Genomic DNA, 14,369 nt, shown 5'->3' on the forward strand with positions numbered 1-14,369 from the left:
TCTCGGTGGAGGTGATCCAGCTACAGAAGCGATCCCAGGTATTTTCGCTCTGGGTGCGTTGTAAGGTTGTGGTCATTGGTTTATGATTGCTGTTTGCTCTTTGGTAAGAACGGAATGTTTTTTATGTATGTACCTAATTTACCCTGATTGTTAAGGTTTGTAAAGACTTCTCAGTTTTGTAGAGCTGATGGCATTCATCAGCTTTGCTGATGTTTTCCGTTTTATCCAGTCTGGGTAAATGTTACTGAATCTGGAAGATTTTATTTCCTAAATAATTTTTGGCGAATCTGTCCGACAAATCGATCGAATTCTGGTAATTTAAGCTGAGAGACGATCGCGACGAATACCCCGAAACCAATTCCCCCAGACAGAGCTAATTGTATTAAAAGAGTAATCGTATTGGTAACGGGGACGAATTGCTGCCACCCATAGCTGACACCCCAGGTTACGCCGCCTGTGACCACACTGGCGAAGAATACACCCAATAGGGGTAAAAATCCCTGCCACGGTAAACCATTCAACCGTCGATCGAGTAAGAATAACATTACCGAAAAAGAGATCAGGTTGATACATACTGTCGATAATGTAATCCCCGCCGCACCGAAAGGTTTCCAGAATAAATAGTCGAACAGGAAATTGAAGAAGATATTTACCATGCTGATCTTGAATGGCGTACTACCATCACCGAGCGCGTAGAATACCCGCACCAAAACATCCCGTGCCAGAAAGATGAACATCCCCAAACTCGATGCAATTAAAATCGAGCCGACTAACTGGGAATCTTGGCTTCTAAAAGCACCATATTGGTAGACTGCTTTGACGATCGGGTAAGCTAAAGCAACCATAATCGCGCTCAGGGGCATCATCGCAATTCCTGTCAGCATTAATCCCTGACGAATCCGATCCTTTAGTTGCGTCCAATTCTGAGGGTCTGTCAGCTTGGAAAATTCTGGTAGTAGAGAGACTAAAATGATATTGGAAATAATCCCCAACGGAGTCTGAATTAATAGTCCCGAATACTGCATCGCCGAAGCCGCACCCGCAATCCCTGACGCAAAGGAAAGATCGATAAAGAGATTGATTTGGAGTGTACCAGAAGAAAACGTCGCTGGGCCGAGAATTTTCAATACATCTTGCACGCCCTGTCGCCGCCACTCAAATCGAGGTTTAATCGTCCCCAATCCTACCCGCCACTGAGTAATAACTTGCATCAACCATTGGAGCAGTGCGCCAACTAATGCCGTACCTGCAAGCACCTTACCACCCAATAGAGCATATTCGGGCAGCATAATCTTCCGCCCCAAATAAATCGCCAGTATCCCTACACCAATAATTGTCGTAGCACTGGACAGGAGGGGGCTGATGGAGGGCAACCAATAAAATTGAGCCGAACTGAGCGTACCGAAACCAATTCCGATAAAGCCTGCTAGCACCGCCAATAATGACATGATTTGCAACTGTTCGATCGCACTTTGGCGCACCAATGCACCCCGAATTGCGTCCCCACTATGGGTTAAATTAGGGGCGATAATATCGATCGCATTGCCCGCAAAATAGAAAATAGCGATACTCACAAACAGTAAAATCATGCCAACGATCGTTGTAATAGTTTCGACGATCGGTGCAGCTTGAGATTTATCTTTTTCTTTGGTGAGAACGCTGACGATCGCACTATGAAATGGCCCGTTAATACCACCGAGTAAGATCAGTAAGAAGCCTGGAATTGCATAGGCATAAGTAAACGCCTCGAACGCGATCCCATTACCAAAGGCGGCGGCTAGAGCCATCTGCCGCACTAGCCCAAATATTTTACTAATCAGCGTGGCAGCAGCTACTATTCCGGCAATACTGGTAATCGATTTGGTTGTTTTTTTCGATTCAGTCACAAATCTTTAATTAGGGAGTAGGGGTTAGGTATTAGGTATTAAGTTTTAGGCTTTGGAAGATTAAATACCAAACCATCTTAGCTTAAAGTAGAATCAGCTCATCGGAAGCGTTAGCACTTGCGAGGCTCTTTTTGTGTTTAGGGGTCGATCGTCGCTTAAAATAAATAATTAAGCAATCGCTCATCGATCGATCCCCAATGCGACGTTTCCCAGCCAATCTCCAGAACTTATTACTAATTGGATTAGGATTTCCAGTCATTGGACTCAATCTCTGGGTGCTATCTCAGTTTTTTAGATATTTCGAGCATCTAGTCACCGTGTTGACGATCGCGGCACTGATTGCATTTCTACTCAATTACCCAGTTAAAATTCTCGAACGAGTCCACTTTCGCCGAGTTCCTGCGATCGTCTGTGTCCTATTAATTACGCTGACGCTGCTCACTATTTTAGGTGTGACAGTAGTTCCTAACGCGATCGATCAAACTACTGAACTAGTCAAACAGATACCCCAGTGGATTCTTGCCAGTAATGATAATATTAATGCTTGGGAAGAATGGGGCAAAAGTAAGGGGTTTCCGATCGATTTTAATGTATTGCGCACCCAAATCAATGCCAAGATCGATACTCAATTACAAATTATCGGTAGTCAAGCTGTCGGATTAGCAGTGGGCACTGTGTCTGGCGTTGTCGATACGCTCTCGATTATTGTGTTGTCCGTCTATATGTTGATATACGGCGATCGATTGTGGCTAGGAATTGTGGCACTTTTACCCGAGCGAATTGGCATTCCACTGAGTGAATCATTACGCCTGAATTTTCAGAACTTTTTTATCAGTCAGTTGCTATTGGGGACATTCATGGCATCCATTCTTACCCCCATTTTCTTTGTTTTACAAGTTCCCTTTGGATTATCTTTTGCGATCTTCATTGGTGCTGCCGAATTAATTCCTTTTATCGGTGCCAGTTTGGGGATTGGACTAGTGACGATCGTGATTATGTTGAAAAACTTTGCTTTAGGGATCTCTGTTCTAATCGCTTCAATTATCATCCAACAAATTAAGGATAACTTGTTAGCTCCCAAATTAATGGGCGAATTTATCGGCTTAAATCCGATCTCAATTTTGATCTGTCTGCTCACCGGCGGACAAATTGCCGGATTATTAGGCGTAATCGTCTCAGTCCCGCTCGTCGGTACGATTAAAGGCACGATCGATCGGGTTCGCCAACCGTCTCATAGCAATCTCTCACAGCCAGAATTTGCTGGAGAAGCAGTGGATAGTGAGTAGACCTCCTGCGAAAGTCCGATATCGATCGACAGAACCTATATTTGTCAGTGTATTCAACCAATCTTTTATTATTAGTAAATAATCTTTGAAATGGTTGATGTTAAAGGATTGAATAAATACTTTCGCAGGAGGTCTAGTAATAAAATTGATTATCTTTCGATGGTGCGTCGGATTAGGTTGGTAAACCAAGCATCTGGGAACAACTTTCGCAACCCTAGTAATAAACCTGCATTACCGCCAGCGGGATAGCGCAATTTCCAACTACCGTCAGTTGCCGCGAGATAGATCCCCTGGGCGGTGACTTCTGGTGGCGAACCTTCAGCTCCAGCTCGATCCATTTGGGGTAGAGTCCGCTGAATATAATCATCATAGACAGTCAATCCAGCTTGTTTGGCAACTGTAATCGATCGACTGTAGAAATCAGTTTTAATCGCGCCAGGTTCGATAATTTTGACCTTGATATTAAACTGACGCAATTCGTATTGTAATGACTCCGAAAAGCCCTCTACCGCCCATTTAGTGGCGTGATAAGGACTATAAATCGGGAAGGCTACTCGTCCGCCAATCGATGCCACATTGACGATCGTACCCTGTTGACGGAGCCGAAAATGGGGCAAGATGGCACGAGATACTTCCATTAACCCAAATACATTAGTCTCAAATTGACCGCGAATATCAGCCATTTCACAGGCTTCAAAGGCACCAATCAGCGCGTAGCCAGCATTATTCACTACCACATCAATCGCCCCAAACCGAGAAATTGCGCGATCGATCGCGGCATGAATCGTATCTATTTGGGTAACATCCAATCGCAAACACAGCACATTTGGAAGGTTGGCAAGTTCGAGAGATGTTTCGGGAGAACGCATAGTCGCAACTACGTTCCAGCCTTGCTGGTGAAATAGTTGCGCTGTTGCTCGTCCAATTCCTGTGGATGCTCCAGTGATGAATACAGTTTTGCTCATGGAAAGTGATGTAGTAGCCGAGATTTCTATATAAATTTTAGAACTAACCTCCCCAAATTTATTGGGAAGATTGTTTCTGTGCTGGTTTAATCGGTAATTCTGATACTCACCTTGGTAATGTCAATGATTTTTGATCCAGCACTTTTAGATCTCAGCCGCTGGTTAAATTTTTGGTTTCTAGTACCAATTGTCGCGGAATTATCGCTGAGTTCGTAGTTAAGTGGAGTGAGATCTAATCTCGATCCAATTTGTTGACGACTTTGAGTTTGCAGTTTTAAGAAAGTTTGGATCGGAATTCCTAAATTAAACCCAGTTTTCTCACCAACAATGGAACTGTCACTACCTTCTGGACTGTCTGGTTCCTTATTATCTCGATCGCCTCGTCCGTGAATAGCCACGATTCTTCCCGCTGCGTCAAGTACAGGTCCTCCGCTCATTCCAGCTCTAGTTACACAGGTATAGGCGACATCATAGCCACTACTATCCTCTTGAGACTGAGGATCTTTGTCGTCTAAGCGGGCGGAAACCATTCCACCTGTAAATTGGAGCGCGATTCTGGAACTAGCTTTACCTGGTAAGGGAAAACCAGCCACATAAATCGGGCTACCTTCTTCCGCATATTCCGAATTACCGATCGTCCCTACCGTGAAGATATTTTTACTTTCAAAGGATACAACAGCTAGATCGACCTGGGGTAAAATTTTAATATCGCTGGCAGAGTTGATGTCAATTGTAGTTCTCTTTTTTTCTACTCCAGAATTTAGGGGCACAGGGCTAATCACTTGATAACTTCGATCGGCATGATTGACCACATGTGCTGCGGTTAAGACTGTATAAATATTCCGGTCGCCTTGCTGTTTGCGACCGATAATTACCCCCGAACCAAAATCACCGATCGATGACTCAATTCTCACTACTGTTTTTTTGGCTATTTGGCCTACTTGAATCGATGAAATAGCATTGGCAATCCGAATAGAATGGGCGGCTGGTTGCGTGAAAACGAGCGCGCTCATGGTTAGACAAATTGGAATTAGATATCGAGAGTGCATTGTGTGGATAGTTGATAGTTGATAGTTGATAGTCGATAGTGAATAGTTGAACTCTTTGTTCTATGCACTATTCACCATTAACCAGTTTATTGCCAATTTCCGACCAAGACAAACGCGCCCCAGTAGAAAGGAGATCGATATTTAGGATTGGCGATTAAAGACTGTTGGGCGAGTTTTAGAGATTCAGCTTTGCCCAACTTGGGGGTGGCTAAATTTTTATAAAGATCGGTCATTAATAATTGAGTTCCTTCATCACTAACCGACCACAGAGAAGCGATCGTGCTTTTGGCTCTTGCTCGTAGTGCCACTCCAGCTAAACCTAGTGTAGCACGGTTATCTCCAGCCGCAGTTTGACAAGCACTTAATACTAACAAATCGATACCTTTACTAGATCGAATGTTTCGATTTTGGATTAAGTTTTGTAGTCGATCTATCCCTAATCGATTATCCCAGGTCAAGATAAAAGTATCTTCTGGTTTGGAACTAAATTGTCCGTGGGTTGCTAAATGAACGATTTGGGAATTATTTGCTACTAAATTACTCGCAACTTGACGATTGTTAAATTGTTCGTTGACAAGTTTTTGATTGGGAATAAGTTTACTAATTGCTTCGATTTCGGCTTTGACTCCAGGAAGAGATCCAAATCCTTGACGACTTTCGGAAATACCGCCTAAGAAAGCTTGGCGGCTGTCTGAATCGCCAATAGTAGAGGGCGGTACGAGTTGTAATCCAGGCGTGAGGGCGAGATTATACTTTTCAACTAGATATTGTTTGCCGTCATAAAGCACGGACATAGGCAGGTTTCGCAGTACTCCATCTAGTACGAAGACGAGGGTTTTAGTATTTGATTTCTGGAGATCGGCGGCGAGGGGCGCAATCAGTAGATCGTAGACTTGTTTCGATTGGGTTTGAAATGCTTGCTCTTGGCGAGGAGTGAAGTCTGGATTCTCAATTCTACTCCTGATTTTAGTAATAGTTTCTTCGATATTCTGTTGAGATATTTTATTACTATAATAGCGTAAAGGTTGTCCGGGAATTGAGGAAATGACCGCAACTCGATCGGGGAGCACAATTGAATAAATAACAGCCGCAGACCGATCGATTTTGTCTAGCTGTACTGTATATGTATCTAAGCAGCCTTGGCGTAAAAAGTTTTCTAATTCGGCTACTTGTAATGATTCAATTAGATCGCGAGCAGCAGTTAAATTATTGCCAACACTTTTCTCCCCATCTTTTAATAATAAATCTACCAATTCGCGATAGACTGGCTCGACACTATCTCTAAATGAAAATTGGAGATCGGCATCACTACCATTAAGATCGTTGCGAAGGGATTTGAGATGATTTACCGATTGACGATAGGCGGTAATTGCTGGCGTTAGATCTTGGGGCTGAGTCGCGGTAATAATTCTCCCTAGTTGCCAATGGAGCCGATAAGCGAGATCGGGCGCGGGTAATCCTTCCGCAATTATGAGAGCTTGTTGGGTGAGCGTTTTGGCTTCAGCGTATTGATTGGCAATCTCGTATAAGTTCCCCAATTCTCCCAAAGCTTGAGATTCAGCACGATTATCTTTAATTGTCCGGGCTTGTCCGATTGCCTTGGTGAGTAATTGGGATGTAGCCAGTAAAATCTGTCGATCGGGCTGACTATTTTTTTGCTCTATTTTAATAGTTTCAGCGAGATTAATATAGGCATAGATGCTTTTACGACTCGGCTCGATCGATTCTAATTCTTTGCCAATTTTCTGGACAAAACCTAATGAATTTGGCGCGATATTTTGGACGGATTGAAGCTTGTATAAGTTAATCTCTGCCTGAACTTTAACTAGCGGTGACTTGGAAGCTTCAAGCTGTTGATATAGCTCGATTGCCTCTGGCTGTCGATCGGTTCCGAGCAGTTGGATCGTATTACCCAAACTAAGTTTAATTTTGTCCGCCGTTTCTCGATCTCCAATCTCATCGGCAATTTTGAGAGCTTGCTTGAGCGTATCGATCGCCCCCAAGTTATCACCTTTTTTTTCTAAAACTCTAAGAGATTTTAATGAAGTACCTAAACTATACAATCCCCGCATTTTGAGGGGTGAATTTGGTTGTTGTTGCAGTTTGGTGTTGACTGCTTGCAACGAGATCGATGCTTTTCGATAAAAGCCTAAGGCTTGCAGAGCCTGAGCTTGATTGATTTGCGTCCCAATTATCCCTTCTGTGTCTCTAACTTGGGTATAGATTTTGTTTGATTGTTCCCATAGTGCAAGAGCACGATCTGGCTTGCCGGTGGCGAGGAATTCTGTCCCCTGCTGATTGAGCTTCCAAGCCAGATTGACTAGGGGGTTGTTCGACTGGTTTTGTGCCTGTGCGGGGAGAATAATTAGGACAGTAATCAGCAGGGCTGGAAGGTATTTTTTCATGGTGTTGTGGGGAGTTGAAAGAGATCGGGAAAATGGCTCGATGTCTACTATTCTATCCCGTCTCAACTTGGAGGAAATATTTTGTAACAATGCCTCAACGGGCAGAGAAACGAGCTAGTACTCGGTAGCGTAAATGACAGTAAGATTGAACCTTCTCGATCGATTCCCCGTCTAAACTCGTGTAGAGATAGAGTGTGAGATGATTATCGTATTTCGAGATGTCAGGTGAGTGAGGTGGTAATCGGAGTGGAAGAGCGTGCTGAATCAATGGCTGACGATTTGTTAGTCAAACATTGTGTGGCTGGAGATCGACATAGTTTCCGAATATTATACCGTCGTCATCAACATCATGTGCGACAGATTCTTTACCAGCTTTGCGATCCAAGCAATCTAGAAGATTTGGTGCAGGAAGTGTTTTTGCGTGCGTGGAAGGGATTACCGAAATTTCACCAAAATTCGCAGTTTTCGACTTGGTTATATCGAATTGCTTGGAATGTAGCATCCGATCGTCGTCAAACTTTAGCACAGGATCGATCTCGGCTCCAGACTATCGCTCGCAGTGTCGTCACTCAGCATCACGATCCAGATATGATGCAGCTTCACTACCAGGATTTAGTCCGCAAAGGATTGAATTCTCTCAGTGAGGATCATCGATCGGTACTAGTCTTGCACGATCTTGAAGAACTCCCCCAAAAAGAAGTCGCCGAAATTCTGGATATTCCCGTCGGTACTGTCAAGTCTCGATTATTTCACGCTCGCAACGGAATGCGAAAATTCTTAGAGGAATCGGGAGTCCAGCTCTAATAGTAATAAGAATAAAAAATAACTAGTATATTATGAATGACTTTTCTGATGAAGATCCTAAATTACGTAATTTTTTACGCCAACATCGATCGATTATACCGTCGGAATCACCCGAATCGGAAGATCGGCTGATGGAGGCGATCGATTTACTACCGCTCGAACCAAACCCAAGAATTTCCCGTCATTGGTGGCGATATATTGTTGGTGGAATTGGCATAATTGTTACTGGAGTTGTTGGTGTAACCATGCACCAATTGATGAACCCACCGGAACCAAGTTTGGCAGATTTACAACAACTAAATCTCTATCTCGAAGCTCACGCTCATAGCTCGATCGAGTCTCCAGGCGAGAGGCTACGCCAACGTCCAGAATTAAATATGGAAGACCGCGATAATTCATTGGATTTAGATCCAGATCTTTTTTCAGATTATGACAGTGATGAATCAGTTGATAGTTGACAGACAGGCTTAGATTGGGCAACACCAGCCTTTTGAACGCGAACAAATGTCATAATTTCTTTGTTAGATCGAAACCTACTTAACATTTATCGATCGTGAATACTCGTAAATATCTCATCTTTACCACTAGTTTAATTTGGTTGACATTTGCTAATATCGCGCAGGCAGAGCCAGCAAATCCAAAAATTGTCCATCTATTAAATCGCTTGAGCCTGGGAATTATGCCTGGTGAAATCGAGCGAGTCCAAAGATCGGGTGTGGACAAATATATTCAAGAACAACTGAATCCAGATTCGATTGTAGAACCAGCCATTCTGAACGATCGACTGGCGAAACTGGATACGATAAATTTATCACCAGTCGAACTATTTCAGCAATACAATCCCAATCGTCCAATCGATGGTCAAAAACCAGTTCCAGAATTAAAAAAAATTCAGCAAAAACAAGCTAGGCAAGTTCAAAATCAAGCGATCGAAGCTAGATTATGGCGATCGATCTATAGTCAGAGACAACTCAATGAAGTGATGGTGGATTTTTGGTACAATCATTTTAATGTTTATGCCGATAAAGGGATCGATCGACTGTGGGTCGGTGCTTACGAACAGCAAGCAATTAGGCCTTATGCTCTCGGTAAATTTAGGGATTTACTGGGCGCGACAGCTCGACATCCAGGGATGTTATTTTATTTAGATAATTGGCAGAATAGTAAGCCAAATTCTAATAAAAAAGGTAGGCCACAAGGATTGAATGAAAACTACGCCCGCGAACTCATGGAACTTCATACACTAGGCGTAGATGGGGGATATAAGCAAGATGATACGATCGCTTTAGCGAAGATTATGACTGGTTGGGGATTCAAACAGCCAGGGCAAAAAGTACCCGACGGCTATAGCTTTCAATTCAATAGTAATCGTCATGATTTTAGCAATAAGGTATTTCTAAAACAGCATATTATCGGGAGTGGAATTGGCGAAGGAGAACAAGCACTAAATCTACTCTCTCGGCATCCCAGTACTGCCCGTCACATTAGCTTCAAACTCGCTCAATACTTTATTAGTGACAACCCACCTAAAAGTGTGATCGATAAGCTCTCAAAACGCTTTGTCGACACCGATGGTGATATTAAATTAGTGCTAGATACTTTATTCCATAGTCCTGAATTTTGGGATCGAAAATACTATGGATCGAAGTTTAAAACACCCTATCAGTATGCAATTTCTTCAATTCGATCGACGGGAACCGATGTCAATAATATCAAGCCATTAAATGATTTTTTAAAACAACTTGGAATGCCAATTTATGGCTGTCCGACTCCTAATGGTTATGGAAATACTCAAGAAGCCTGGTTGAATCCCGATAGTATGACTCGTCGGATCAATTATGCTACGAACTTAGCTAAAGGTAAATTACCGATTTCGGCATCGACAACTATCGCTGCAAATACGCCTCCAACTATACCAATGGTTGCGATCGATCCGCTAAAATTAGCAGCAACTTTAGGTAATAACTTCTCCGATCGAACTCAACAAGCAATCTCGACAAGTAGTCCCGAAATTCGTGCCGCGCTCATCCTTGGTAGTCCTGAATTCATGAAAAAGTAATCTATCTTTTAGCGTTGCTGAATTGAGAAGACATTCAAAAAGTTATTTTCTATATGAACCGCCGTCAATTTCTGATCCAATCTAGCCTATTTTCTGCATCATCTCTAATTAGCATTGGCGCACATGGCTGGGCGGCGCAAAGTATTGCCGCATCAAATCCCAATCCTCGCCGTTTAATTGTTGTTTTCCTGAGAGGTGCAATCGACGGCCTGAGTGTAGTTGTACCTTATCGCGAACCCACATATTATACCGATCGACCGAGAATTGCCATCCCCAAACCAGGAGTAGCAAATGGGGTACTAGATCTCGATGGACAATTTGGATTGCATCCAGCCTTAGCCCCTCTGCTCCCACTCTGGCAGCAAAAAAGCCTCGCCTTCGTTCATGCTTGCGGATCTAACGACGAGACGAGATCCCACTTCGACGCTCAAGACTATCTCGAAAGCGGCACCCCTGGAGTTAAAACTACCCGCGATGGCTGGATGAATCGACTTTTAGGTGTGATGTCGGATCACAATCCGATTCAGGCGGTAAGTGTCGGTGCGACTACCCCACGCATTTTGCTCGGCAAAAGAGCCGTAGCCAATCTTGCCTCTGGACGCAATGCTGGCAATCGCCTTCAACTCGATAAACCCCAAGTAGCCAGTGCGTTCGATCGATTGTACGGGAATGATGACGCGATCGGACGGACTTATCATGAGGCTAGAGTCGCCCGCACCGAACTGCTCAAAGATCTCGAAGCTGAGATGAAAATGGCAAATAATGGGGCTATTTTACCAAATGGTTTCCCTGGTGATGCGCAGCGATTAGCTCGTCTGATGGCACGAGATCCGCGCATTCAGGTGTCTTTTTTGGCCGTAGGCGGTTGGGATACCCACATCAACCAAGGCGCGGGACAAGGGCAATTAGCCCGCAATCTAGGGCAATTGGGCAATGGGCTGGTTGCACTAACCGAGGGTTTAGGAGCGGCTTATCAAAATACCACGATCGTGGTGATGTCAGAATTTGGGCGAACTGTGAAGGAAAATGGTAATGGTGGCACCGATCACGGACATGGGAATGTGATGTGGCTGTTAGGTGATGGTCTTGTTGGTGGTAAGGTGTACGGCAAGTGGGATGGGTTGGAACCGGCGCAGCGATATCAAGGGCGAGATTTAGCTGTGACGACAGATTTTAGGGATGTGTTGGGGACGGTACTAACTCGACGGTTGGCAGTGGATGAGAGCAAGTTGTCGCAGGTGTTTCCTCAATATACGGGGCAAATGCTAAATTTTTGTTAGAGTTGATAATTTTTATTCACGATCGTGTTCTGCTCCGATCTTTACCCGCCTGGGGATTAATCCCCAGGCTAATAGCTCAAGTCTGTTAAGACAAACCGATCGGAATCGAGATAGTCTTATCCAATCTGGCTTGCAATCTTGCTGAAGGTTTGCTATTAGGATCGACAGTATTTTGCAACACGACAGCCGCATCAGATCGATCGATATTATCACTCAATCCCGCGATCGATATTAGCCCCGAACCGATAATTAATAACCCGATCGATCCCAACACTCCACGAGTTAAAATAGTAATAATCCGGCGACGATCTACAATCCATTTTTTGCCAGTCATAATTTCAATGTAAAGATTATACTGTCCGAACTACGATTGTCGGATCGATCGATAGACTAATGTCAATTCGGGTTAAGGATCTCCACTCAATGATTTCTGGCTCCGCTTCTGCACCGCCCCTCTAATAAATACTTACCCTGCTGCTTTTGCACCTGCCATTCCCGCCGCGCCTCCTCAATCTTATCCACCAACCGCCGCAGATCTCGATCGATCTCTCGCCATTTCACAAGCCTTTTCCAGCCCTGCATCAACGCCTCATGACTCAGATCGATGACATTCTCATCATTAACTCGATCGATCGTCAATAACCGTCCATCTACCAATCGATCGATCGTATCTTCGATCTTCTCCTGCTTCGCTGTATCCGCACCCATCGCCAGCAACTCTACTTTCGATCGACGTTGCCGTGTATCCCGCAGCCCTTCACCAGTTCGCACTAATCGCAGCATTACCCGCTGTACCCACTCACCCTGCCCTCGGGCTGCCAAATCTTGGTAAATATCCTCGGCATGTCGATCGAGTGCCCCGACTAAGCCGCCTAAACTTTGATATTCAGCTACAGTTAATTCATGTTTGACTCCATCGCGTTTTTCCCACAACTCTGTCAACGAAAACTCCAATAGCGGCAAACAGTTCTCCTCATTCGCCACATCCCGCAAAATTAATTCTAATAGCCCTGGTTGTAAGTTGTATCCCTGAATCGCAGACGGTTGCTCGATCGCGTCTTGCAGATGTTCCCCCACCAGTACGCCCAGAAACAACGCATCATCTTGAATTGCCTCAGTCAGCACGCCCGATGTCAACCATCGATCGATAAAATCCGCCCGCATCGTCGTTACTACCACCAAGCGGCGGTTGTTTGACTGCTTGACACACACAAACAATCGATAAATCGCTGCTGTTGCTGGCGATCCTGGCATAGTGTAAATACCTCCTCAAACTGATCCACCACCAGTAATACCCGCTTATCCCCTGGCAACCGCGACACGATCGATCCTAACCCCTGCTGCTCCAATATTCCATAAACCTCTTCTCGCTCCGCCGCCTCAAATAACTTGCCCACCGCCAATTTTAACGTTACCAACGGCTCCGCTCCTGGCTTAATCGGCTCCAATACTCGCCAACCCAATTCCAGTAACCGAGGAATTAGCCCCGCCCGCACCAACGATGACTTCCCACTCCCCGAAGCCCCAATTACAGGCACAAAACTACAATCCTGCACCTGCTGCACCAACTTTTGAATTTCCGGTTCGCGCCCAAAGAAAAACTTGGCTGTCGCTGGTGTAAATGTGAACAAACTCTGATAGGGATTAGTTTCATCTACTGGTACCACTGGCACCAATTCCGCCAGTGGATAGCGTACTAGCCATCAATGACCGGAAAGCCATGTCCGGTATAATAAATTAACGCTTCATGCCGCAGTGCCCGCTGTTCCAAAAACTCCCGCAGCTTTGCCGCTAATGCCTCGTAAGTCGTCTCTTCTGGCTTTAATAAGAGTTCTACCTGAAAGTCACCAAAGTCTCGCAGCACGGCAGCGATCGCTCGTGCATCGGCTGCCGATTTTTCCAGCGTTTGCAGCGGTGCCTAATTCTGCGTAATCCCAATCACCAGGGCATATCGCGCCATGATTACTACATAGATATTTTCTTCTGTAAACTAGAATATCAAAGATTTCTGGTAAACTCTGAAATTATTTGTGAAATTAAATTATGCCGCAACCTCAACGCCTGATTTTTGAAGATGCTAATAATAGTTATGATGTCTTCATCGATACCGCTCAACCAGTGCAGTCTATCGAATCTGTTGAAGATGAATATATTTCCAAAAGTCCTACCCGTGGTGGAATTGAATCAATTATTTCTCCCACAGTGCGTGTAAAACTTGAGGAAGTCCATCACACAATTCGCGGGTATACTCAGTATGCGATCGGTGCTTTCAAGAATTTAGCCATCGCCGAAGTTGAAGAAGTCACGCTCAAATTCAGTCTGAAAATTAGTGCGGCGGGTGGTTTGCCGATGATTGCTAGCAGTAAAACCGATGCGGATTTCGCGATCGAAGTTAAATGCAAATTCCCGAAACCCGAGCAACCAAATTAGTCTAGTACCAGACGCGGGAAGTGAGGTTACGATCTTTTACCCCCGAAACCCGACTTAACAGACTTGAGCGGAGAAGGATTTAAAGCAGAGGAATTGAATAATGAGAGGTTAGGGAAATTCTCCCGCAGATATTTTGCGAACGAAAGAGGGTAATCTAGTAAAGGTATTTTAAAAATTGTAAATTTTATTTACAAGTTGCCATCGT

The 14,369-nt window shown here is 44.4% G+C and carries 14 protein-coding genes; 6 read left to right on the forward strand and 8 right to left on the reverse strand.

All coding sequences use genetic code 11. The annotated features are described in order from the left end of the window. Positions 1 to 260: 260 nt before the first annotated feature. Positions 261 to 1,886 carry a murein biosynthesis integral membrane protein MurJ gene (gene murJ / locus RMO55_RS12590; RefSeq protein ID WP_310426997.1) on the reverse strand — a complete coding sequence of 542 codons (1,626 nt, stop codon included), beginning with the start codon at positions 1,884 to 1,886 and terminating at the stop codon, positions 261 to 263. 197 nt (positions 1,887 to 2,083) lie between these two features. On the opposite strand from murJ, the gene RMO55_RS12595 reads away from it, so the two are divergent. Further along, the gene (locus RMO55_RS12595; RefSeq protein WP_310426998.1) at positions 2,084 to 3,172 is read left to right on the forward strand and encodes an AI-2E family transporter; all 1,089 of its coding nucleotides are present in this window, start codon (positions 2,084 to 2,086) and stop codon (positions 3,170 to 3,172) included. A 149-nt stretch (positions 3,173 to 3,321) separates the two neighbouring features. On the opposite strand, the gene RMO55_RS12600 is transcribed toward RMO55_RS12595, so the two are convergent. The 3 genes from RMO55_RS12600 to RMO55_RS12610 all read right to left on the reverse strand — a co-directional run bounded on the left by RMO55_RS12600 (position 3,322) and on the right by RMO55_RS12610 (position 7,591). After that, positions 3,322 to 4,137, reverse strand: a complete 816-nt coding sequence (locus RMO55_RS12600; protein ID WP_310427000.1) for an SDR family oxidoreductase — start codon at positions 4,135 to 4,137, stop codon at positions 3,322 to 3,324. Positions 4,138 to 4,223: 86 nt separating this feature from the next. Beyond that, positions 4,224 to 5,150: a serine protease gene (locus tag RMO55_RS12605; RefSeq protein WP_310427002.1), complete on the reverse strand. Its 927-nt coding sequence runs from the start codon at positions 5,148 to 5,150 to the stop codon at positions 4,224 to 4,226. Between the two features lie 122 nt (positions 5,151 to 5,272). Beyond that, positions 5,273 to 7,591, reverse strand: coding sequence for a CHAT domain-containing protein (locus RMO55_RS12610; protein WP_310427004.1), 2,319 nt, complete (start codon positions 7,589 to 7,591; stop codon positions 5,273 to 5,275). 267 nt (positions 7,592 to 7,858) lie between these two features. On the opposite strand from RMO55_RS12610, the gene RMO55_RS12615 reads away from it, so the two are divergent. From RMO55_RS12615 to RMO55_RS12630, 4 genes are all read left to right on the forward strand, one after another. Beyond that, a complete protein-coding gene (locus RMO55_RS12615; protein WP_396134289.1) occupies positions 7,859 to 8,395 on the forward strand; it encodes a sigma-70 family RNA polymerase sigma factor in 537 nt (178 codons plus the stop codon). Between the two features lie 32 nt (positions 8,396 to 8,427). Further along, entirely contained in the window at positions 8,428 to 8,853 is a 426-nt protein-coding gene (locus tag RMO55_RS12620) for a hypothetical protein (protein ID WP_310427007.1), read from the forward strand. Positions 8,854 to 8,948: 95 nt separating this feature from the next. Next, entirely contained in the window at positions 8,949 to 10,454 is a 1,506-nt protein-coding gene (locus tag RMO55_RS12625) for a DUF1800 domain-containing protein (protein ID WP_310427009.1), read from the forward strand. 53 nt (positions 10,455 to 10,507) lie between these two features. Continuing rightward, on the forward strand, positions 10,508 to 11,734 hold the full coding sequence (locus tag RMO55_RS12630) for a DUF1501 domain-containing protein (RefSeq protein WP_310427012.1): 1,227 nt from the start codon (positions 10,508 to 10,510) through the stop codon (positions 11,732 to 11,734). Positions 11,735 to 11,819: 85 nt separating this feature from the next. Here the strand turns inward: RMO55_RS12630 and RMO55_RS12635 are convergent, their stop codons facing one another. From RMO55_RS12635 to RMO55_RS12650, 4 genes are all read right to left on the reverse strand, one after another. Beyond that, positions 11,820 to 12,068: a hypothetical protein gene (locus RMO55_RS12635; protein WP_310427014.1), complete on the reverse strand. Its 249-nt coding sequence runs from the start codon at positions 12,066 to 12,068 to the stop codon at positions 11,820 to 11,822. A gap of 86 nt (positions 12,069 to 12,154) precedes the next feature. Further along, positions 12,155 to 12,988 (reverse strand): hypothetical protein, encoded by an 834-nt coding sequence (locus RMO55_RS12640; RefSeq protein WP_310427015.1) that lies wholly within the window; start codon positions 12,986 to 12,988, stop codon positions 12,155 to 12,157. Continuing rightward, positions 12,907 to 13,407: an ATP-binding protein gene (locus RMO55_RS12645; RefSeq protein WP_310427017.1), complete on the reverse strand. Its 501-nt coding sequence runs from the start codon at positions 13,405 to 13,407 to the stop codon at positions 12,907 to 12,909. Before RMO55_RS12645 ends, RMO55_RS12640 begins: the two co-directional genes overlap by 82 nt. A gap of 23 nt (positions 13,408 to 13,430) precedes the next feature. Beyond that, positions 13,431 to 13,646 carry a caspase family protein gene (locus RMO55_RS12650; RefSeq protein WP_310427047.1) on the reverse strand — a complete coding sequence of 72 codons (216 nt, stop codon included), beginning with the start codon at positions 13,644 to 13,646 and terminating at the stop codon, positions 13,431 to 13,433. A 131-nt stretch (positions 13,647 to 13,777) separates the two neighbouring features. On the opposite strand from RMO55_RS12650, the gene RMO55_RS12655 reads away from it, so the two are divergent. Further along, complete coding sequence (locus RMO55_RS12655; RefSeq protein ID WP_310427019.1) at positions 13,778 to 14,164, forward strand: CU044_2847 family protein; 387 nt, start codon at positions 13,778 to 13,780, stop codon at positions 14,162 to 14,164. Positions 14,165 to 14,369: the final 205 nt, after the last annotated feature.

Source organism: Chamaesiphon sp. VAR_48_metabat_135_sub (genome assembly GCF_031418915.1).
Taxonomy (GTDB): Bacteria; Cyanobacteriota; Cyanobacteriia; order Cyanobacteriales; family Chamaesiphonaceae; genus Chamaesiphon.